Here is a 20,581-nt window from a genome sequence, read left to right as displayed (position 1 = left end):
GATCTTGGTCGTGCTCGTGTGTCGCGGCGTACGCTGCTCCGCGGATTCCCGGCGGCGGGCGCGCTGGCCGCGCTCACCGGATGCGGCGTGCCGGCGGCGTACGTCGAACCGGGCGACCGGGCCGCCGCCGACCGGTCGGAGCGCGACCGCAGTCTTCGGTTCGCCAACTGGCCGCTCTACATCGACACCGACGACGAGAACACGCCGCGGCGGCCCACCCTCGACGCCTTCACCGAGCGGACCGGGATATCCGTCCGCTACACCGAAGAGATCAACGACAACGACGAGTTCTTCGGGAAGGTCAGCCCCGCGCTGATGAACCACCAGGAGACCGGCCGCGACCTGATCGTCGTCAGCGACTGGATGGCGGCCCGGTTCGTACGCCTGGGCTGGGTGCAGGAGATGGACCGTGCGCAGCAGCCGAACGTCGCCAGGTACCTCGACCCGCAGCTGCGGACACCCGCCTTCGACGAGGGGCGGCTGCACTCCGTGCCCTGGCAGTCCGGGATCACCGGCATCGCGTACAACCGCAGGAGACTCGGTCACGAGATCCGCTCCACCTCCCGGCTGTGGGCCGACGACCTGCGCGGCAGGGTGACGCTCCTCTCCGGACTCGACGAGAGCTTCGCACTGCTGATGCAGGGCAACGGCGCCGACGTCACGCGCTGGACCGCCGACGACTTCCACACGGTGTGCGAGCAGGTGGAGAAGCTGGTGAAGCGCAGGCACATCAGACGCTTCACCGGCAACGACTACATCAAGGACCTGGCGAGCGGCGACGTCCTGGCGTGCCAGGCGTACTCGGGCGACGTCATCCAGCTCAGGGCCGACAACCCCGACATCGAGTTCGTGGTGCCGGAGGAGGGGGCGGAGCTGTGGGCGGAGAGCCTGATGATCCCCAACCTCGCCCGCCACAAGCGCAACGCGGAGAAGCTCGTCGACCACTACTACGAGCCCGAGGTCGCGGCGGAGCTGGCCGCCTGGGTCAACTACGTCTGCCCGGTGCCGGCGGCGCGCGACGTCCTGGCCTCGGCCAAGGACGCGGAGACCGCCGCACTCGCCGAGGACCCGCTGATCTTCCCCGACGACGCGATGCGGGAGCGGCTGGTGACCGCGCGGGACATCACGGCGCAGGAGCGCGTCGGGTTCGCGAAGAAGTGGAACGCGGTCGTCGGGCTGTAGCCCCGGTGGATCAGCTCTTGTCCACCGCGCCGAAGGCCGCCTGCGCCAGGTCCGTCACGACCGGGTTCCTGTCCCGGCCCTTCGCGTCGGTGGAGCTGACGCTGCAGACGAGGACGCGGGAGCGGTCGCGGGTGCCGCCGATGCCCGCGTTGTAGCCCCGGCGGCCGCCCGTCCTGCCCCACACCTGGCGGCCGCCGAGCTTCCAGGACGTCAGGCCGGCGCTGTACGCCGCCTCGCCCTCCGCGAGCCGAGGCAGCGTGAACGTCTGCTCCAGCAGCGGCCCTCGCACGACCTGCCCGCCGAACAGCGCGTGCGTGAAGCGCTCCAGGTCGGCACTGGTGGAAATGACGTCTCCCGCCGCCCAGCCGTCGGCGGGACTCCACACGCTGACATCACGCGGCCCGGTGCCGCCGTTGGCCAGCCCCATGGTCTGGTAGCCGTGGATGCGGGGGCCGGTGCCGGGGAACGAAGTGCCGTGCAGGGCGAGGGGCTTGACGACGCGCCGGGTGTCCTCGTCCTGCCGCAAGGGCCGACTCGCCTACGGGCAAGGGCTTTTGGTGAGCGCGCTCAGGACGTCGATCCGGTTGGTGGTGATGGAGTCGACACCGCGGCCGATCAGGCGGCGCATCGTGAGCCCGGTGTCGGCGGTCCAGGCGGAGACCAGCAGACCGTCCCGGTGCACGCGGTCCGTCAGGTCGCGGCCGACCAGGCCGAACCGGTAGTTGAGCCAGCGGGGCTTCACCGCGTCGAGCAGCGTGGCGCGGGGCGGGGTGAGGGTCGTCCAGGTCATGGCGATCTCGGCGCCGGGGTCGGCGGCGCGTACGTCCGCCATGGCGGAGACGCCCCCGCAGTAGTACACGCGCTCGTCGGCCCCGGACTCGTGGACGACGCCGACCACCGTGCGCACCGACTCGGCGGTGGCACCCGGAAGGTCGATCATGAGGCGGTGGTCGCCGGCGGCGTGCAGCGCCTCGCGCAGGGTGGGCACGGCGCCGCCGGTGAGCTCGCGCAGGTCCTTCTCGGTGAGGGCCCCGAGCAGCCGGTCGTGGCCCCACAGCCGCTTGAGCGAGTCGTCGTGCAGCAGTACGGGGACGCCGTCGCGGGTCGGCCGGACGTCGATCTCGACGGCGTCCGCGCCCCGCTCCACCGCGGAGCGGAGCGAGGCGAGGGTGTTCTCACGGAACCGGTACGGGTCGCCGCGGTGGGCCACGGCGGTGACGGTGCGCGGGGACCGCGTGGAGGGGGAGAGGGGCATGGCCCCATTGTCCGGGGCGCTACCGCCGTGCAAGCCAGTCCGCGGTGTACGCGTCGATCTCGGCGGCGAGCCGCGCCTTGCCCGCCGGGTCGAGGAAGGACGCCTCCACGGCGTTCCTGGCGAGGCCGGCGACCCCGTGCTCGTCGAGGCCGAGCAGGCGGGCCGCCACCCCGTACTCGCTGTTGAGGTCGGTGCCGAACATCGGCGGGTCGTCGCTGTTGATGGTGACCAGCACGCCCGCGTCCACCATCTCCTTCAGCGGGTGCTCGTCCAGCGTGGCCACGGCGCGCGTCGCGATGTTGGACGTCGGGCAGACCTCCAGCGGGATGCGGTGCTCGGCCAGGTGGGCCAGTAGCAGCGGGTCCTTGACGGCGCTGGTGCCGTGGCCGATGCGCTCGGCGCGCAGGTCGTTCAGCGCGTCCCAGATCGTCTCGGGCCCGGTCGTCTCGCCGGCGTGCGGGACGGAGCGCAGCCCGGCCGCGATCGCCCGGTCGAAGTACGGCTTGAACTGCGGGCGCGGTACGCCGATCTCGGGGCCGCCGAGACCGAACGACACCAGGCCCTCGGGGCGCAGGTCCACGGCCAGCCTCGCCGTCTCCTCCGCCGACTCCAGGCCGGCCTCGCCGGGGATGTCGAAGCACCAGCGCAGTACGGTGCCGAGCTCGGCCTCCGCCGCCCTGCGGGCGTCCTCGATCGCCTCCATGAAGGCCTTCTCGTCGATGCCCCGGCGGGTCGAGCTGAACGGCGTGACGGTCAGCTCGGCGTACCGGATGTTCTGCCTGGCCATGTCGCGGGCGACCTCGAAGGTCAGCAGCCGGACGTCCTCCGGGGTACGGATCAGGTCCACGACGGAGAGGTAGACCTCGATGAAGTGCGCGAAGTCGGTGAAGGTGAAGTAGTCCGCGAGCGCCTCGGGGTCGGTGGGGACCCTGGAGTCGGGGTGGCGGGCGGCCAGTTCGGCGACGATGCGGGGCGAGGCGGATCCGACGTGGTGCACATGCAGTTCGGCCTTGGGCAGCCCCGCGATGAAGGGGTGCAGATCGGTCATCGGATCCTCCGGATGTACGGGGTCTACGGGCCCCGGGGGGCGGTTCAGGGATCATCGTAGGCGGGCGGTACGGCCCGGAACGCAGGCCGTAGCATGGCGGAACCACGATGGGGGAGGCACATGTCAGACAACGCACAGGACCCCTCGGGCCCGCTGCCCGAGCGGCCGCGGGACCCCTGGGCGCCGCCCGAGCACGCGGTGTCGCTGGACAAGCCGCAGCCCGGACCGCCTTCGGTGCACGGCCGGCAGACGGTCGCATCGGTGCCGGCCGCGGAACCGGCGCCGGGCTTCGGCCCGGGCCCGGGAACGGGCGCGGCCCCGGAACAGGGCGCGGTACCGCCGCCGCCTCCCGCCCCCACCGGCCCGGCGCACACCCCGCCCGGCGAGTACGGCTACCCGGCCTACGTGGCCCCGCAGGCCCAGGCCCCGTACGGCACCGGCGGCTACCCCGGGTATCCGGGATACGGCGGCCCGGCCGGCTGGGCCGGACAGCAGGGCCCGGCGAACGGCTTCGGCATCACCGCGATGGTGCTCGGCATCATCTCCGTCACGTTCTTCTGCGCCTACGGTCTCGGCATCATCCTCGGCATCCTCGCGCTGATCTTCGGCATCCTCGGCCGCAAGCGCGTCCAGCGCGGCGAGGCGACGAACAGCGGCATGGCCCTGGCGGGGATCATCCTCGGCATCGTCGGTTTCGTGCTCAGCGCGGCGTTCATCGGGGTCATCGTCTGGGTGATCGTCCAGTCCGAGAACGAGCGCGACAGGGAACTCGACTCGTACGACCCCTACGCGCACTCCTCGCTGGTGGTCGAGGCCCCCGCCCGGGGCTAGGGCGCCGCCCGGCCGGTTCTCCTTCCCCCGTACCGCCCCGGACACCCTGCGGGCCGGATTCTCACCCGGAGAATCCGGCCCGTCCGGCGTTCGGGGGCGTCCGGGGGGCGTCCGGCCGGGCGCGAGGGGGGAGGAAGCGTCGCAGGCACCCGCTTCACCTGGGGTTTCGCCCGGTGACGCGGCCATGCCATGCCGATTCGGCGCGCGCCACGGACACTCCGTACGGTATTTCCTCCTCGACGCGACACATGGTCGACCGATTCCGTCGCGTAACCAAAAGGCAACAACGGAATCCCTTGTTGCTCTTGTGGGCCTCTGTCAGGATCGGCACTCAAATCCAGCTGGAGCTACGCCGACACCCGCTGAGCGGGGAGAACGGCGGAGGAGAGCGTCATGGTCAACCGCTTCCCGGTGCAGGACCGATTCGCGGACGGTGCGCAGTACATCGCCGGACAGCTGCGCGCGGGCACTTCAGGCCGGACACACACCGTCGTGGACCCCGCGACCGGCGAGAAGGTCTACGCGTACGAGCTGGCGTCCACCGCCGACGTCGACGCGGCGGTCGCGGCCGCGCGCGCGGCGTTCCCCGGCTGGTCGGGAGCCACCCCGGGGGAGCGCTCCGAGGCGATGCACCGCTTCGCCGCCGTACTCGCCGAGCAGGCCGAGGACTTCGCGTACGTCGAGTCGCTCCAGTGCGGCAAGCCGATCAAGCTGTCCGCCGGGTTCGACGTGCCGGGCAGTGTCGACAACACCGCTTTCTTCGCGGGCGCGGCCCGTCACCTGGAGGGCAGGGCGGCCGGCGAGTACTCCGGCGACCACACCTCGTACGTACGGCGTGAGGCGATCGGCGTCGTGGGGTCCGTCGCCCCCTGGAACTACCCCCTCCAGATGGCCGCCTGGAAGGTCCTGCCGGCGATCGCGGCGGGCAACACCATCGTCCTGAAGCCCGCCGAGATCACGCCGCTGACCTCGGTCATGTTCGCGCAGGCGGCGAAGGAGGCCGGCATCCCGGACGGTGTGATCAACATCGTCACCGGCGCCGGCAAGGACGTCGGCGAGCACCTCGTCGGACATCCGGACGTGGTCATGACCTCCTTCACCGGGTCGACCGCCGTCGGCAGGCGCGTCGCCGAGATCGCCACCTCCACCGTCAAGCGCCTCCACCTCGAACTCGGCGGCAAAGCACCGTTCGTGGTCTTCGACGACGCCGATCTCGAAGCCGCGGTGCACGGCGCGGTGGCCGGCTCGCTCATCAACACCGGGCAGGACTGCACGGCCGCGACCCGCGTCTACGTCCAGCGCCCGCTCTACGACGCCTTCGTCGCGGGCGTCGCCGAGCTGATGGAGAGCGTGCGGCTCGGCGACCCCTTCGACCCCTCCACCGACCTCGGTCCGCTCATCAGCCACGCCCAGCGCGACCGGGTCGCCGGTTTCGTCGAGCGCGCCCGTGCGTACGCCCGGGTGGTGACCGGGGGCGAAGCGCCCGCCGGCGACCTCGCCAAGGGGGCGTACTACCGTCCCACGCTCGTCGCCGACGCCCCGCAGGACAGCGAGATCGTCCAGGCCGAGATCTTCGGCCCGGTCCTCGTCGTGCTGCCCTTCGACACCGACGACGAGGGCATCGGACTCGCCAACGACACCCCGTACGGCCTCGCCGCCTCGGCCTGGACCCGCGACGTGTTCCGCGCGAACCGCGCCACCCGCGAGATCAAGGCAGGCTGCGTCTGGGTCAACGACCACATCCCGATCATCAGCGAGATGCCGCACGGCGGCTACAAGGCCAGCGGCTTCGGCAAGGACATGTCGGCGTACTCCTTCGAGGAGTACACGCAGGTCAAGCATGTGATGTACGACAACACCGCGGTCGCCCGCAAGGATTGGCACCGCACGATCTTCGGGGACCGGTAGTCACTCAGCCACTGCGCCGCACGACCAGCGGCCCCACCCACCCGAAAGGGCACTTACGCATGGAGCAGTACGAGCCCGACCGCCTCTCCGCGGCCCAGGTGGCCGCCGTGCGCCGCAGCCTGAGCACCGGCAGGGGCGCCCTCACCCGCCGCTCGCTGCTGCGCGCCTCGGGCGTCGGCGCGCTGGCGGTCGGCGGCCTGGGCACGCTGAGTGCGTGCGGCATCCCGCCCGCCAAGCGGGAGGGCGGCGCGCCGGCCTCCGACGACCACTCGGCCGAGGAGAGGCGGATCGCCTTCTCCAACTGGACCGAGTACATGGACGTCAGCGAGGACGAGAAGAGCCGGCCCACCCTGGAGGCGTTCACCAGGCGCACCGGGATCACGGTCAAGTACACCGAGGACATCAACGACAACGTCGAGTTCTTCGGGAAGGTCAAGCCGCAGCTCGCGGCCGGCCAGGACACCGGACGCGACCTGATCTGCGTCACCGACTGGCTGGCCGCCCGGCTCATCCGGCTCGGCTGGGTCCAGAAACTCGACCCGGCACACCTGCCGAACGCGTACGCCAACCTCTCCGCGCAGTTCCGCTCTCCCGACTGGGACCCGGGCCGCGCCCACTCGTACCCGTGGACCGGCATCTCCACCGTCATCGCCTACAACGCCAAGGCGACGGGCGGGGAGAAGATCGAAAGCGTCGGCCGGCTGCTGGACGACCCCGCGCTCAAGGGAAAGGTCGGCTTCCTCTCCGAGATGCGCGACTCCGTCGGGATGACCCTGCTCGACATGGGCAAGGACCCGGGGAAGTTCACCGACGACGACTACGACGCGGCCGTCGCCCGGATGCAGAAGGCCGTCGACAAGAAGCAGATCCGCCGCTTCACCGGCAACGACTACACCGCGGACCTCTCCAAGGGCGACCTCGCGGCCTGCCTCGCCTGGGCCGGTGACGTCATCCAGCTCCAGGCGGACAACCCGGACATCAAGTACGTGATCCCGGAGGCCGGTTACATCACCTCCAGCGACAACCTGCTGGTCCCGGCCAAGGCGCGGCACAAGGCCAACGCCGAGAAGCTCATCGACTACTACTACGAGCCGCCCGTGGCCGCCGAGCTCGCCGCGTACATCAACTACGTCTGTCCGGTCGACGGCGTGCGCGAGGAACTGGCGAAGATCGACGAGTCGATGGCCTCCAACACGCTGATCCTCCCCGACAAGGCGATGGCCGCGAAGTCCCACGCCTTCCGCTCGCTCAGCGGCAAGGAAGAGGCGGCGTACGAGGAGAAGTTCGCCAAGCTCATCGGCGCCTGAGCCGCCGTCCGCTCCCGCTCCCCACTCGACACCCCCTGGGACCACACCCCATGACGCAGAAGACGACAGAAGGCGGCGACGTCCGCCTCTCCGGGATCAGCAAGACCTACGGCTCCTTCACGGCCGTGCACCCGCTCGACCTGACCGTCCCGCAGGGCTCCTTCTTCGCCCTGCTCGGCGCGTCCGGCTGCGGCAAGACCACCACCCTGCGGATGATCGCCGGTCTCGAGGACCCGACCACCGGCACGGTCTTCCTCGGCGACAAGGACGTCACCGACCTCCAGCCGTACAAACGCCCGGTCAACACCGTCTTCCAGAGCTACGCGCTCTTCCCGCACCTCAGCGTCTTCGAGAACATCGCCTTCGGCCTGCGCCGGCGCGGCATCAAGTCCGTGAAGAAGCAGGTCGACGACATGCTGGACCTCGTCCAGCTCGGAGCCTTCACCGGCCGCAAGCCGCACCAGCTCTCCGGCGGCCAGCAGCAGCGCGTCGCCGTGGCCCGCGCGCTCATCAACCACCCCCAGGTCCTGCTCCTCGACGAGCCGCTCGGCGCGCTCGACCTCAAGCTGCGCCGCCAGATGCAGCTGGAGCTCAAGCGCATCCAGACCGAGGTCGGCATCACCTTCGTGCACGTCACCCACGATCAGGAGGAGGCCATGACCATGGCCGACCAGGTCGCGGTGATGAACGGCGGCCGCGTCGAGCAACTCGGCGCCCCCGCCGACCTCTACGAGAACCCGAAGACGACGTTCGTCGCCAACTTCCTCGGCACCTCCAACCTCATCGAGGCCGAGGTCGTCGAGGCTTCGGGCCAGGACACCGTGGTCACCTGCGGCGGCTCCAGGCTGCGCCTGCCCGGCGGGCGGTGCGCCTCGCAGCCCCGCAGCGGCGGCAAGCTGCTCATCGGGATACGCCCGGAGAAGGTCTCGGTCGCGCACGCCGACGACGCGGGCACGGTCGCGGCCGGCCGCAACAAGATCACCGGCCGGATCGTGGCGTCCAGCTTCATCGGCGTCTCGACCCAGTACATCGTCGACAGCCCGGCCTGTTCCGACTTCGAGGTGTACGTCCAGAACATCGAGCGCGACGCGCGGCTGGTGCCCGGCGCCGAGGTCGTCCTGCACTGGAACCCGGCGCACACCTTCGGTCTGGACGCCGGCCAGTCCCTGCTTGCTGGGACAGTGGGCTCCGCCGGCGTGGAGACGGCGGAGGAGAGCGCGTGAGCGTCACCGACGCGCCGCCCCTGGCGCCCGCACCGGCCGAGGAGCCGCCCGCCCCGCGCAAGGCCTCCGCCCGCAAGCGGCTCGTACCGTACTGGCTGCTGCTCCCCGGTATCCTGTGGCTGGTCGTCTTCTTCGCGCTGCCGATGGTCTACCAGGCGTCGACCTCGGTGCAGACCGGCTCGCTGGAGAAGGGCTTCGAGGTCACCTGGCACTTCCGGACGTACTGGGACGCGCTGACGGAGTACTCCCCCCAGTTCGTACGGTCGCTGCTGTACGCCGGCACCGCCACCCTGCTGTGCCTGCTGCTGGGCTACCCGCTCGCGTACCTGATCGCCTTCAAGGCGGGCCGGTGGCGCGGTCTGGTCCTGGTGCTGGTCATCGCGCCGTTCTTCACCAGCTTCCTGATCCGCACGCTCGCCTGGAAGACGATCCTCGCGGACGGCGGCCCGGTGGTGGACGTGCTGAACACCCTGCACGTCCTGGACGTCACCAGCCTGCTCGGCTGGACCGAGGGCGATCGGGTGCTGGCCACGCCGATGGCCGTGGTCTGCGGCCTGACGTACAACTTCCTGCCCTTCATGATCCTGCCGCTCTACACCTCCCTGGAGCGCATCGACGGCAGGCTGCACGAGGCGGCCGGCGACCTCTACGCCACCCCGGCGACCACCTTCCGCAAGGTGACCTTCCCGCTCTCCATGCCGGGTGTCGTCTCGGGCACGCTGCTCACCTTCATTCCGGCGAGCGGTGACTACGTCAACGCGGAACTCCTCGGATCCACCGACACGAAAATGGTCGGCAGCGTCATCCAGTCGCAGTTCCTGCGGGTGCTCGACTATCCGACGGCGGCCGCGCTCTCCTTCATCCTGATGGCGATCGTGCTGGCCATGGTCACCGTGTACATCCGCAAGTCCGGGACGGAGGATCTGGTCTGATGTCTGTGCTTCGCTGGATACGGCGCAATCTCGTCGTCATCGCCGGGCTGTTGACGCTCGCTTACATGATCCTGCCGAACATCGTCGTGATGGTGTTCTCCTTCAACAACCCGAAGGGCCGCTTCAACTACGCCTGGCAGGAGTTCTCCCTGGGCGCGTGGAAGGACCCGTGCGGCGTCGCCGACCTGTGCGGTTCGCTCTCCCTCTCGCTCCAGATCGCCGCCTGGGCGACGGCCGGCGCCACCGTGCTCGGCACGATGATCGCCTTCGCGCTGGTCCGCTACCGCTTCCGGGCGCGTGGCGCGATCAACTCGCTGATCTTCCTGCCGATGGCGATGCCCGAGGTCGTGATGGCCGCCTCGCTGCTGACGCTCTTCCTCAACATGGGCGCGGAGCTGGGCTTCTGGACCGTTCTCATCGCGCACATCATGTTCTGCCTGAGCTTCGTGGTGACGGCGGTCAAGGCGCGCGTGATGTCGATGGACCCGCGCCTGGAAGAGGCCGCCCGTGATCTCTACGCCGGTCCGGTGCAGACGTTCGTACGGGTGACCCTGCCGATCGCGGCGCCCGGAATCGCGGCGGGAGCACTGCTCGCCTTCGCGCTCTCCTTCGACGATTTCATCATCACCAACTTCAACGCGGGCTCGACCGTCACCTTCCCGATGTTCGTGTGGGGATCGGCGCAGCGCGGCACGCCCGTACAGATCAACGTCATCGGCACGGCCATGTTCGCCATCGCCGTGCTGATGGTCCTCGGCGGTCAGCTCGTCGCGAGCCGCCGGAAGAAGAGCACACAGCCCCAGTAAGCCCTGAAGGAGTTGGAAACCATGGCCCCGGTTGCCATGCGTAGTGCCGCACAATCCCTTTCCGGCGCGAAGCCGGTGTCGTTCTGGCTGGACGATCCCGAAAAGCCCGCACCGCGGCCCGCCCTCACCGGCGACGAGCGCTGCGATCTGCTCGTCGTCGGCGGCGGATACAGCGGACTGTGGACCGCGCTCCTCGCCAAGGAGCGCGACCCCGGACGGGACGTCGTACTGATCGAGGGGCACGAGGTGGGCTGGGCCGCCTCGGGCCGCAACGGCGGCTTCTGCGCCGCCTCCCTCACCCACGGTCTGAGCAACGGCATCTCCCGCTGGCCCGGCGAACTGGCGAAGCTGGAGGAGCTCGGCGAGCGCAACCTCGACGCGATCGAGGCGGCGGTGGCGGAGTACGGCATCGACTGCGACTTCGAGCGCACCGGCGAGATCGACGTCGCCACCGAGCCGCACCAGCTCGAAGAGTTGCGGGAGACGTACGAGGAGGCCCGCAGGCTCGGCTTCACCGACCATCTCGAACTGCTCGACCAGGACGCGGTACGCGCCGAGGTCGACTCGCCGACCTTCATCGGCGGGCTGCTCGACCGGCGGGGCGTCGCCCTGCTGAACCCGGCCGGGCTGGCGTGGGGACTCAAGCAGGCGTGCCTCGGTCTGGGCGTACGGATCTACGAGCACACCCGCGGCCTGGACCTGGCGTCGACGGGCGCCGGGATGGCCGTGCGCACGCCGTACGGCCGGGTCTTCGCCCGCCGGGTCGCGCTCGGCACCAACGTCTTCCCGTCGCTGGTCAAGCGGGTCCGCCCGTACACCGTCCCGGTCTACGACTACGCGCTGATGACCGAGCCGCTCACCGACGGCCAGCTCGCGTCGATCGGCTGGAAGAACCGCCAGGGGCTGGGCGACAGCGCCAATCAGTTCCACTACTTCAGGCTGAGTGCCGACAACCGCGTCCTGTGGGGCGGTTACGACGCCGTCTACCCCTTCGGCGGCAAGCTGAGCGCCGAGATGGACCACCGGCCCCAGACGTACCTCAAGCTGGCAGAGCACTTCTTCCGCTGCTTCCCGCAGCTGGAGGGTGTGAACTTCAGCCACGCGTGGGGCGGTGCGATCGACACCTGCTCGCGTTTCTCCGCCTTCTTCGGTACGGCCTACGCGGGCAGGGTGGCGTACGCCGCCGGGTACACCGGTCTGGGCGTCGGCGCCACCCGCTTCGGCGCGGACGTCATGCTCGACCTGCTCGCGGGCGGGCGGACCGAGCGTACGGAGCTGGAGATGGTCCGCAGCAAGCCGCTGCCCTTCCCGCCGGAACCTTTCGCCTGGGCCGGCATCGGCATCACCAAGTGGTCGCTCGCCCGGTCGGACGACAACGGCGGCCACCGCAACCTGTGGCTGAAGGCCATGGACAGGCTGGGACTCGGCTTCGACAGCTGAGTGGCCGGGCCCGGGAAATGATCCCCGCCGCGTCCGGCCCGGCACGTCCTGCCGGGCGGGCCGGACCGGGCGGGCCGGGCACGCTCACCGGCCCGGCGCCGCCGGAGCCCGGGAGGCGTGAGGCGGCCGTGCGTACCGCGCCGGAAGACGGTGGCTGAGCAGAAGGAGCACGAGGCACAGGCACCAGCTGCCGAGGACGTCCAGCGGCCAGTGGTAGCCGCGCAGGACCAGGCCGGCGCCGGTGGCGAGCGCGAGCACGAGCGCGAGGGCCGGCGGCCACCACCGGTGGCGGCGTACGGACGCGCCCAGGAGCAGGGCCGCGCCGCAGTAGGCGACGGCCGCTGTCGCCGTGTGCCCGGACGGGTAATAGCCGGTTTCCTGCGTGAGCGGACCCGGGCGGGCGATCCAGGACTTGAGCGGGACGACCAGCGCGGGCACCGCCGCCATGGCGAGCACGGCGGCCGTCGCGCGGGCGAGCGCGCCCCGGCCGTCGCGCCACAGCGCGCAGACGACGGCCGCGGCCAGTACGGGCAGTGCGACCGCCGTGTTGCCGAGATCGGCGAGGAATTCCGTGAGGGGGACCGGGCCGTGGCCCACGAGGGCCCGGCCGATCCGCTCGTCGGCGCGGCGCAGGGGGCCGCCGGCGGCGACCTGCCAGGTGATCAGCGCGAAGAGGAGTCCGGAGAGCCCGCAGAGGGCGAGGAGCCCGGGGTTCTTGGAGAGGAAAGACGGCTGCCCCGGAACAGGGGGGGTAGTTCCGGGGCAGCCGCCCTGACCGGGCTGCCGCTCGCCCCGGGGGGTGTGGGGCGGGCGGCCGTCCGATCGGTGAGGAGTTCCGGAGCCGAAGGCTCCAGCCGCGTGCGCGAAGGCACGACCAGGGCGGGGCAGGGGGGGCTCCGACCTGGAGCCGCCCGCAGTCTCCTGCGAGCGGGGTGTTTCTCTCATCTGGGGAAACCGTACGGCAGGGGGTGGGGGACCGACAGGAGGATCCCCATCCCGCCATTGGCCCCCCACCCTTTCTTCACAGGTCACACTCCGGCGAAGGCCGCCTCGATGATGTCCAGGCCCTCGTTGAGCAGGTCCTCGCCGATGACGATCGGCGGCAGGAAGCGCAGCACGTTTCCGTAGGTGCCGCAGGTCAGGACCAGCAGGCCCTCCGCGTGGCACGCCTTGGCGAGCGCGCCGGCCGCGGCCGCGTTCGGCTCCTTGGTGTCGCGGTCCGTCACCAGCTCGATGGCGATCATGGCGCCGCGGCCACGGATGTCGCCGATGATGTCGAACTTCTCGGCCATGGCGGCCAGACGGCCCTTCATGACCTCCTCGATGCGCTTCGCCTTCTTGTTGAGGTCGAGCTCCTTCATCGTCTCGATGGAGCCGAGCGCACCGGCGCAGGCGACCGGGTTTCCGCCGTACGTGCCGCCCAGGCCGCCACCGTGCGGGGCGTCCATGATCTCGGCGCGGCCGGTCACGGCGGCGAGCGGCAGGCCGCCCGCGATGCCCTTGGCGGTGGTGATCAGGTCGGGGACGATGCCCTCGTCCTCGCACGCGAACCACTGGCCGGTGCGGCAGAAGCCGGACTGGATCTCGTCGGCGACGAAGACGATGCCGTTGTCGTTGGCGAACTTCACGATCGCCGGCAGGAAGCCCTTGGCCGGCTCGATGAAGCCGCCCTCGCCGAGCACCGGCTCGATGATGATCGCGGCGACGTTGTCGGCGCCGACCTGCTTGGTGATCTGGTCGATGGCCTGGGCCGCGGCCTCGGGGCCGCAGTTCTCGGCGCCGGTCGGCCAGCGGTAGCCGTAGGCGACCGGGACGCGGTAGACCTCGGGGGCGAACGGGCCGAAGCCGTTCTTGTACGGCATGTTCTTGCTGGTCAGCGCCATCGTGAGGTTGGTGCGGCCGTGGTAGCCGTGGTCGAACACGACGACCGCCTGGCGCTTGGTGTAGGCGCGGGCGATCTTGACGGCGTTCTCGACGGCCTCGGCGCCCGAGTTGAACAGCGCGGACTTCTTGGCGTGGTCGCCCGGCGTCAGCTCGGCGAGGGCCTCGCAGACCTCGACGTAGCCCTCGTACGGCGTGACCATGAAACAGGTGTGGGTGAAGTCCTGGAGCTGCGCGGAGGCGCGGCGTACGACGGCCTCGGCGGAGGCGCCCACCGACGTCACGGCGATACCGGAGCCGAAGTCGATCAGGCGGTTGCCGTCGACGTCCTCGATGATGCCGCCGTCCGCGCGCGCGGTGAAGACGGGCAGCACGGAGCCCACGCCGCCGGCGACCGTGGCGGTACGCCTGGCCTGCAGCTCTGCCGACTTCGGGCCGGGAATCGCGGTGACGACGCGGCGCTCCTGCGGGATTGCGGTCATGGGGGGCTCCTGGGGGGTATTCCGGACGCTTCTTCACTTCGCAGGCTAGGGGTGGTGGGCAGGGGGTGGCATGTTCCGTTCGGGAGAAGTGGGGGCGAGTCGTTGTCCGCGACGGACATAGCGGGGGCAGCCGCCCCGCCGGGCCACGGCGGGGCGGGCCGCCGAGTGGCGCGGGGAGCAGGTCCGGAAATCACCGGGTGCGTGCCGCGGAGCGCGGCGGTGACTGACGTCCGGTTGCCGCCGGCACTAGATTGACGGTGCGTAAGGGCGCGACCTGGTTGGTCAGGGGGCAGGGGTTCATGGATACCGAAGGCACACAGCACACCCACGGCGCACGCGCGGGCGGCGACCGCTCCGGACGCCACGTGGAGGGCGCGCGCCGTTCCGTGCCCCGCCCGGCGGAGCCCGTCGGCGGAGCCGGCGCGTCCGCGTCCGGCTCCGTCCCCGCCCGCGGCGGGGCGACGGCCGAATGGCTGCGCAGGCCCCGGCCCGAGGCGGAGCCCGGGATCTGGCGGCTCGACCACCGCCCGCGGGCGGAGGAAGCGCCCGACACCGTGCCCATGCGCCAACTGCTCAGCGGCGCGCTGATCGCCTTCCTGTGCGGCTGGCTGCTCTGGTCCCTGCTCTGGAACCGCTACCTCGAGGGGTCGTGGATCTTCATCGACAACTGGTGGACGCTGCCCATGGGCATGCTGGTGCCCGACGCCTGGATGGACGTGAGCCACCCCAACTACCCGTTCTTCGTCCTGGTGACCTACCTCTACTACGCCCTGGTGCTCACCCTGATCGCGGTGGGCATGGGGCGGGTCGGCAACTGGAACGAGCTCTGGCGCCGGTACGGCGTGCCGCTCTGGCCGCTGTTCGTGCTGCTGCCCGGGGTCTGGCGGGAGATGCCGACCACGGTCTGGTGGCTCGACTGGACCTCGACCCTCTACTACCTCCTCCTGACGGCGGCCGTCGTCGCGGTCGTCGGCAGGGCGGGTGCCTGGCCGAGGCTTCCGGCGGCCGCCCTGGCGCTGGCGGACCGGCTCGGCCCCACCAGGCCGGGACCGGCGGCGGCCCTCCGCAGGGCGGCCGCCTGGCCGCCGCTGAGGCGTTGGCAGGCCGGGGGCGGGCAGGAGGGGGCGGAGCCCCGCCAGGACCCCGCCGACTGGCCGGAGCTGCGGGACGCCGGCCTGCCGGAGGCCGCCGCGCGGCTCGCCGAGGCCACCCGGTCGGGCGCCCTCGGTGAAGTGGACTACGCCCGCATCACGCGGGCATGGCAGGGCGTACGGGCGCGGCCCGAGCAGCTCGCCGCCTTCAACGGCGCGGTGCTCACCCAGGGCGCCGCCGCCTGCGCCCACCCCTCCGGCATCCGCGACCTGCCCGTCCGTACCGCCGCGCACGACCTCGTCACCGCCCAGGTGAGGATCGGCACCGTCGCCGACAGCCCGCGCAACCCGTACGTCCGCCGCACCACCGGTGTCGCCCTGGAACCCGGACTGCTCGGCACCTCGCTGGTCGCGGTGGGCCCGGCCGGGTCCGGCAAGACCATGCGGCTGACCCGGCCGGTCGTCGAGTCGCTGTGCCTCCAGGCGCTCGCGAACCGCGCCGCGGTGATCGCCGTCACCGGGCAGGGCGCCGCGCTCGCCCCCGACGAGGCGTTCGACGTGGTGGTCGCCGTCGGCCGCCCCGACTCCGGCCACGACCTCGACCTGTACGGCGGCACCGACGACCCGGACGAGGCCGCCCGGGTGCTGGCGGAGGCGCTGGTGGGTGACCTGGTGCCGGACAGCCGGCGGGCCGCCACCGCGCTGGCCCAGCTCATCGGACCGTACCGGGCCGCCTACGGGCATTTCCCCGCCGTACCGGAGCTGCGCGAGCTGCTCGGCGGCGCGTCCGAGACGTTCGGCCGGCTGCGCTCCGCGGTCGCCGGCGACCCGGCGCAGCTGCGCGAACTCGACGCCCGGGCACGCCAGTCGGAGCGCGGCGACGACATCGGGGTGCTGCTCGCCGAGCGGATCGCCTTCCTGGACCGGCCGGCCTTCGCCCGGTTCTTCCGCACCGACGGAAGCGGCCCGCGGTTCTCGCCGCGCGGCATCGAGCACCCGATGCGCGTCCGCGTCGACCTGCCCGAGCGCGGTCACGCCGAGGCGTCCCGGATCATCACCCGGCTGCTGCTCGCCCAGTTCACCGACGCCGCCCTCGGCCGCTCCGACCGGTCGCTGTTCGCCTGCCTGGTCCTGGACGACGCGACGTACGCGGTCACCGCCGAATCCGTACGCGCCATCCAGCGGCTGCGCGCCGCTCACGCGGGCGTCGTCCTCGCGCTGCGCACCCTGGAGGACGTGCCGGAGGCGCTGCGCGGGCCGCTGCTCGGCGCGGTCGGCTGCCGGATGACGTTCGCGGGGGTCGCGCCCTGGGACGGCGGGCGGTTCGCGCAGGCGTGGGGCACCGAATGGGTGCAGACCCGGGACGTCACCAACCGGCAGATCGTCTCCGGCGAGCCGCTCACCAAGGCGCTGCACTTCATGCGGCGCCTGGTGACCGGCAAGGCGGCGACGACCGAGGCGATCACGGTGCGCGAGGTGGAGCGGGAGCGCTGGTCGGCTTCCGACCTGGCGCATGCCGTGCCCGCCGGGCACGCGGTGCTCTCCCTGAGCGGCGTACGGGGGGAAAGCACCCCTCCGCTCCTGGTCGATCTGCGGTCGTGACGCTCCTTGTCGTACGTCCTGGCAGAATCGAAGTACGCCGTTCGTACAGGACGGCGAAATCCTCTTCCTTAAGGTTCGCCCGTCCATGCCGCCCACCCTCGCCTCCCTCGTCCACCACTCGGCGCTCAAGCTCACCGTCCGCGCCGGGGAGGACCGGCTGGACACGCCGGTGCGCTGGGCCCATGTGAGCGAGCTCCCCGACCCCGTGCCGTACATGGAGGGCGGCGAACTGCTCCTCGTCACCGCGGTGAAGCTGGAGGCCGAGGACCCCGAGGTCATGCGCCGGTACGTGCGGCGGCTGGCCGGCGCCGGTGTGGTGGGGCTCGGCTTCGCCGTCGGCGTCCATTACGACGACATTCCGCAGGCACTGGTCGACGCCGCGAAGGAGGAGGGCCTGCCGCTGCTGGAAGTGCCGCGCCGTACGCCCTTCCTCGCCATCAGCAAGGCCGTCTCCGCCGCGAACGCCGCCGACCAGTACCGCGCGGTGACCGCCGGTTTCGAGGCGCAGCGCGAGCTGACGAAGGCGGCGCTGTCGGGAGACGGCCCCGGTGACCTGCTGGCCCGCCTCGCGTCGCACGTGAAGGGGTGGGCCGCGCTGTACGACGTCTCCGGCGCGGTGGTCGCCGCCGCGCCGGACTGGGCCGCCCGCCGCGCCGCCCGGCTCACCGCCGACGTCGAACGGCTGCGGGAGCGGCCGGCGCCCGCGAGCTCCGTCGTGGGCGGCGGCGGGACAGACGGCGACGCCGAGGCGGACGACCGGGTCGAACTGCAGTCGCTGGGCGCGGGGCGGCGCGTGCGGGCCGTACTGGCGGTCGGGACGGGGGCTCCGCTGGGGACGGCCGAGCGGTACGCCGTGCACTCGGCGATCGCGCTCCTGACCCTGACCACCGAGCGGTCGCGCTCCCTCCAGGCGGCCGAGCAGCGGCTGGGCGCGGCGGTGCTGCGGATGCTGCTGGCGGGCGAGCCGGACCACGCGCGGGCCGTCGCCGGCGATCTGTACGGGGCGCTGCTCGACGCCCCGTTCCGCCTCCTCATCGCCGAGCCGGCGGCCGCGGAGTCCGAGGGCACGTCCGCCGGGGGCGTGTCCGACCCGCTCCAGAGCCTGGCCGACGCGATGGAGTCCGCGGCGCTGCGGGCGGGCGAGCCGGTGCTGGTGGTGCCGGACGGCGACCGGCTGGTGGTGCTCGCGGCGGACGGGGGTGACGCGGTGGACGCCTGCCTCGCCCACACGGAGGCACAGCGCGGCGACGCGGCGCGGCCGCACGAGCCGGCGGGCGAGGACGAGCTGGTGGTGGGTCTGTCGGCACCGGCGGGGCCGATCGCGGCGGTCGGGGCGTACAAGCAGGCGGAACAGGCCCTGTCGGTGGCGCGGCGGCGGGGGCGTGCGCTGGTCGAGCACGAGGAGCTGGCGGCGGGCTCGGTGATGCAGCTGCTGGCGGACGACGCGGTGCGGTCCTTTGCCGACGGGATGCTGCGGGCGCTGCGGGAGCACGACGCGAAGGGCCGGGGCGACCTGATCGCGTCCCTGCGGGCGTGGCTTTCGCGCCACGGGCAGTGGGACGCGGCGGCGGCGGACCTGGGCGTCCACCGTCACACGCTGCGCTACCGGATGCGGAGGGTGGAGGAGATCCTGGGCCGTTCGCTGGACGACGCGGACGTGCGGATGGAGCTGTGGCTGGCGCTCAAGGCGACGGCGGGGCCGGGGGCGGGCTGAGAGCGGGTGGTGCCGGGGGCCGGGGCCTGCGGGAGCGGCGTTCGGGACTGTGTGATCCGGGCGCGGAGCGGCGTTCCCCGTACGACGCCCGGGCCCTTCCCCCCCCCATCACGCTTTACGTCCCGAGGACCACTCCCCGCGCTCCCTCCCGCCGTCGGTACGTCCCGGCTGCACGGCCCCAGGACCCGCGGTCGATTTCAGCCCGCCCGGGGTCGGGGGCGGAGCCCGGTCCCCGGACGGGGCGGGCAGCGGAAATTCCGCCCCCGCCCCGCCCCCGGCACCCGCCCGGCCGGGGCGTACGGACGTGTCGTCCTCCAAAGCGGCGTCCCGCGCGCCCGCAGCACTCCACCTCGGACAAACGACCTCCCGCCTCCGCACCCCTACCGTGGGGGGCATCAGCACCCACCCCCTCGGAAGGGCCGGAAACGACATGACTTCCCCCCACGCCTTCTGGCTCGCCGGCCGCCAGGCCACCGGCGAGGACGCGTTCGACGTCACGTCCCCCTGGGACGGCCGGCTCGTCGCCTCGGTGAGCATCCCCACCGACGCGCAGGTCGAAGAGGCCGTCGCGGCCGCGTACGCCGTCGAGGCCGAGTTCGCGGCGACCCCCGCGCACGTCCGCGCCGCCGCCCTCGACCACGTCAGCAAGCGCCTCGCCGAGCGCACCGAAGAGATCGCCCAGCTGATCTCCGCGGAGAACGGCAAGCCCATCAAGTGGGCCCGTGGTGAAGTCGGCCGCGCCGTCTCCGTGTTCCGGTTCGCAGCCGAGGAAGCCCGCCGCTTCAACGGCGGCGAGGCCCAGCGCCTCGACACCGACGCCGGCGGCGTCGGCCGCCTCGCCCTGACGCGCCGCTTCCCCCGCGGCACCGTCCTCGGCATCGCGCCCTTCAACTTCCCGCTGAACCTGTGCGCCCACAAGGTCGCCCCGGCCATCGCCGTCGGCGCCCCGATCATCCTCAAGCCGGCGCCCGCGACGCCCCTGTCCGGCCTGATCCTGGGTGAGCTGCTCGCCGAGACCGACCTCCCGGCCGGTTCCTGGTCCGTCCTGCCCGTCGCCAACGACAAGATGCCGGCGCTGGTCCGGGACGAGCGCCTCCCCGTCATCTCCTTCACCGGTTCCGAGACCGTCGGCTACGCGATCATGGACTCGGTGCCGCGCAAGCACTGCACCCTCGAGCTCGGCGGCAACGGCGCGGCCGTCGTCCTGGCCGACTGGGCCTCGGACGAGGACCTGGACTGGGCCGCGATCCGTATCGCGACCTTCTCCAACTACCAGGCCGGCCAGTCCTGCATCTCCGTGCAGCGCGTGATCGCCGACGCGTCCGTGTACGAGCGTCTCGTCCCGAAGATCGTCGCGGCCGTCGAGGCCCAGGTGACCGGCGACCCGAACGACGCCGCCACCGACGTCGGCCCGCTGGTCAGCGAGGACGCCGCCAAGCGCGTCGAGTCGTGGGTCGACGAGGCCGTCAAGGCGGGCGCGTCCCTGCTCACCGGCGGGAAGCGCGAGGGCGCGTCGTACGCCCCGACCGTCCTCGCCGACGTGCCGGCCGACGCCACGATCTCCTGCGAGGAGGTCTTCGGCCCGGTCCTGACGGTGCGCAGGGTCGACGGCGAGGCCGAGGCGTTCGCCGCGGTCAACGACTCCAAGTACGGCCTCCAGGCGGGCGTCTTCACGCACGACCTCCAGACGGCCTTCCGCGCCCACCGCGAACTGGAGGTCGGCGGCGTGGTCGTCGGCGACGTCCCGTCGTACCGCGCGGACCAGATGCCGTACGGCGGCGTCAAGCAGTCCGGCGTCGGCCGCGAGGGCGTGCGGTACGCGATGGACGACTACACGTACGAGCGGGTCATGGTCCTCACCGGCCTCGCCCTCTGATCC

At 72.0% G+C, this 20,581-nt stretch carries 16 protein-coding genes; 11 read left to right on the top strand and 5 right to left on the bottom strand.

The genetic code is table 11. From position 1 onward, the window contains the following. Positions 1-18: 18 nt before the first annotated feature. Complete coding sequence (locus BN1555_RS08350; RefSeq protein WP_369689029.1) at positions 19-1,182, top strand: polyamine ABC transporter substrate-binding protein; 1,164 nt, start codon at positions 19-21, stop codon at positions 1,180-1,182. Positions 1,183-1,192: 10 nt separating this feature from the next. Here BN1555_RS08350 and BN1555_RS08345 read toward each other — a convergent pair whose 3' ends face one another. From BN1555_RS08345 to BN1555_RS08335, 3 genes are read right to left on the bottom strand one after another with little or no spacing between them, the layout of a single operon-like run. Further along, on the bottom strand, positions 1,193-1,708 hold the full coding sequence (locus tag BN1555_RS08345) for a serine hydrolase (protein ID WP_093798781.1): 516 nt from the start codon (positions 1,706-1,708) through the stop codon (positions 1,193-1,195). A 12-nt stretch (positions 1,709-1,720) separates the two neighbouring features. After that, on the bottom strand, positions 1,721-2,437 hold the full coding sequence (locus BN1555_RS08340) for a glycerophosphodiester phosphodiesterase (protein ID WP_093798780.1): 717 nt from the start codon (positions 2,435-2,437) through the stop codon (positions 1,721-1,723). Between the two features lie 19 nt (positions 2,438-2,456). Beyond that, positions 2,457-3,485, bottom strand: a complete 1,029-nt coding sequence (locus BN1555_RS08335; protein ID WP_093798779.1) for an adenosine deaminase — start codon at positions 3,483-3,485, stop codon at positions 2,457-2,459. Between the two features lie 120 nt (positions 3,486-3,605). Here BN1555_RS08335 and BN1555_RS08330 point away from each other — a divergent pair, with 120 nt between their 5' ends. From BN1555_RS08330 to BN1555_RS08295, 7 genes are all read left to right on the top strand, one after another. Next, positions 3,606-4,316 carry a DUF4190 domain-containing protein gene (locus tag BN1555_RS08330; RefSeq protein ID WP_093798778.1) on the top strand — a complete coding sequence of 237 codons (711 nt, stop codon included), beginning with the start codon at positions 3,606-3,608 and terminating at the stop codon, positions 4,314-4,316. A gap of 393 nt (positions 4,317-4,709) precedes the next feature. Further along, complete coding sequence (locus BN1555_RS08320; protein WP_093798777.1) at positions 4,710-6,224, top strand: gamma-aminobutyraldehyde dehydrogenase; 1,515 nt, start codon at positions 4,710-4,712, stop codon at positions 6,222-6,224. Positions 6,225-6,283: 59 nt separating this feature from the next. Beyond that, on the top strand, positions 6,284-7,531 hold the full coding sequence (locus BN1555_RS08315) for an ABC transporter substrate-binding protein (RefSeq protein ID WP_093798776.1): 1,248 nt from the start codon (positions 6,284-6,286) through the stop codon (positions 7,529-7,531). Between the two features lie 50 nt (positions 7,532-7,581). Beyond that, on the top strand, positions 7,582-8,754 hold the full coding sequence (locus BN1555_RS08310; RefSeq protein ID WP_093798775.1) for an ABC transporter ATP-binding protein: 1,173 nt from the start codon (positions 7,582-7,584) through the stop codon (positions 8,752-8,754). Continuing rightward, complete coding sequence (locus BN1555_RS08305; RefSeq protein WP_093798774.1) at positions 8,751-9,686, top strand: ABC transporter permease; 936 nt, start codon at positions 8,751-8,753, stop codon at positions 9,684-9,686. The genes BN1555_RS08310 and BN1555_RS08305 overlap by 4 nt, the downstream gene beginning before the upstream one ends. Beyond that, positions 9,686-10,492, top strand: a complete 807-nt coding sequence (locus tag BN1555_RS08300; RefSeq protein ID WP_093798773.1) for an ABC transporter permease — start codon at positions 9,686-9,688, stop codon at positions 10,490-10,492. Before BN1555_RS08305 ends, BN1555_RS08300 begins: the two co-directional genes overlap by 1 nt. Positions 10,493-10,513: 21 nt before the next feature. After that, complete coding sequence (locus tag BN1555_RS08295) at positions 10,514-11,932, top strand: NAD(P)/FAD-dependent oxidoreductase (protein WP_093798772.1); 1,419 nt, start codon at positions 10,514-10,516, stop codon at positions 11,930-11,932. 84 nt (positions 11,933-12,016) lie between these two features. Here the strand turns inward: BN1555_RS08295 and BN1555_RS08290 are convergent, their stop codons facing one another. Together BN1555_RS08290 and gabT are read right to left on the bottom strand one after the other, a co-directional pair. Then, positions 12,017-12,877: a phosphatase PAP2 family protein gene (locus BN1555_RS08290; RefSeq protein ID WP_093798771.1), complete on the bottom strand. Its 861-nt coding sequence runs from the start codon at positions 12,875-12,877 to the stop codon at positions 12,017-12,019. 83 nt (positions 12,878-12,960) lie between these two features. Continuing rightward, positions 12,961-14,295 carry a 4-aminobutyrate--2-oxoglutarate transaminase gene (gabT, locus tag BN1555_RS08285; protein ID WP_093798770.1) on the bottom strand — a complete coding sequence of 445 codons (1,335 nt, stop codon included), beginning with the start codon at positions 14,293-14,295 and terminating at the stop codon, positions 12,961-12,963. A 299-nt stretch (positions 14,296-14,594) separates the two neighbouring features. Here gabT and BN1555_RS08280 point away from each other — a divergent pair, with 299 nt between their 5' ends. The 3 genes from BN1555_RS08280 to BN1555_RS08270 all read left to right on the top strand — a co-directional run bounded on the left by BN1555_RS08280 (position 14,595) and on the right by BN1555_RS08270 (position 20,578). Next, the gene (locus BN1555_RS08280) at positions 14,595-16,988 is read left to right on the top strand and encodes a type IV secretory system conjugative DNA transfer family protein (protein ID WP_255305939.1); all 2,394 of its coding nucleotides are present in this window, start codon (positions 14,595-14,597) and stop codon (positions 16,986-16,988) included. 85 nt (positions 16,989-17,073) lie between these two features. Beyond that, complete coding sequence (locus BN1555_RS08275) at positions 17,074-18,702, top strand: PucR family transcriptional regulator (RefSeq protein WP_093798769.1); 1,629 nt, start codon at positions 17,074-17,076, stop codon at positions 18,700-18,702. A 430-nt stretch (positions 18,703-19,132) separates the two neighbouring features. Next, on the top strand, positions 19,133-20,578 hold the full coding sequence (locus BN1555_RS08270) for an aldehyde dehydrogenase family protein (RefSeq protein WP_093798768.1): 1,446 nt from the start codon (positions 19,133-19,135) through the stop codon (positions 20,576-20,578). Positions 20,579-20,581: the final 3 nt, after the last annotated feature.

This window comes from Streptomyces sp. Wb2n-11 (genome assembly GCF_001049855.1).
GTDB lineage: Bacteria > Actinomycetota > Actinomycetes > Streptomycetales > Streptomycetaceae > Streptomyces > Streptomyces altiplanensis.
This window is presented reverse-complemented; position numbering and strand designations above follow the sequence as displayed.

Excerpts from the sequence above, each read along its gene's own strand:
- BN1555_RS08340 (WP_093798780.1), bottom strand. The coding sequence starts at position 2,437 with ATGCCCCTCTCCCCCTCCACGCGGTCCCCGCGCACCGTCACCGCCGTG.
- BN1555_RS08335 (WP_093798779.1), bottom strand. The coding sequence starts at position 3,485 with ATGACCGATCTGCACCCCTTCATCGCGGGGCTGCCCAAGGCCGAACTG.
- BN1555_RS08330 (WP_093798778.1), top strand. The coding sequence starts at position 3,606 with ATGTCAGACAACGCACAGGACCCCTCGGGCCCGCTGCCCGAGCGGCCG.
- BN1555_RS08320 (WP_093798777.1), top strand. The coding sequence starts at position 4,710 with ATGGTCAACCGCTTCCCGGTGCAGGACCGATTCGCGGACGGTGCGCAG.
- BN1555_RS08315 (WP_093798776.1), top strand. The coding sequence starts at position 6,284 with ATGGAGCAGTACGAGCCCGACCGCCTCTCCGCGGCCCAGGTGGCCGCC.
- BN1555_RS08310 (WP_093798775.1), top strand. The coding sequence starts at position 7,582 with ATGACGCAGAAGACGACAGAAGGCGGCGACGTCCGCCTCTCCGGGATC.
- BN1555_RS08300 (WP_093798773.1), top strand. The coding sequence starts at position 9,686 with ATGTCTGTGCTTCGCTGGATACGGCGCAATCTCGTCGTCATCGCCGGG.
- BN1555_RS08295 (WP_093798772.1), top strand. The coding sequence starts at position 10,514 with ATGGCCCCGGTTGCCATGCGTAGTGCCGCACAATCCCTTTCCGGCGCG.
- BN1555_RS08290 (WP_093798771.1), bottom strand. The coding sequence starts at position 12,877 with ATGAGAGAAACACCCCGCTCGCAGGAGACTGCGGGCGGCTCCAGGTCG.
- gabT (WP_093798770.1), bottom strand. The coding sequence starts at position 14,295 with ATGACCGCAATCCCGCAGGAGCGCCGCGTCGTCACCGCGATTCCCGGC.
- BN1555_RS08280 (WP_255305939.1), top strand. The coding sequence starts at position 14,595 with ATGGATACCGAAGGCACACAGCACACCCACGGCGCACGCGCGGGCGGC.
- BN1555_RS08275 (WP_093798769.1), top strand. The coding sequence starts at position 17,074 with ATGCCGCCCACCCTCGCCTCCCTCGTCCACCACTCGGCGCTCAAGCTC.
- BN1555_RS08270 (WP_093798768.1), top strand. The coding sequence starts at position 19,133 with ATGACTTCCCCCCACGCCTTCTGGCTCGCCGGCCGCCAGGCCACCGGC.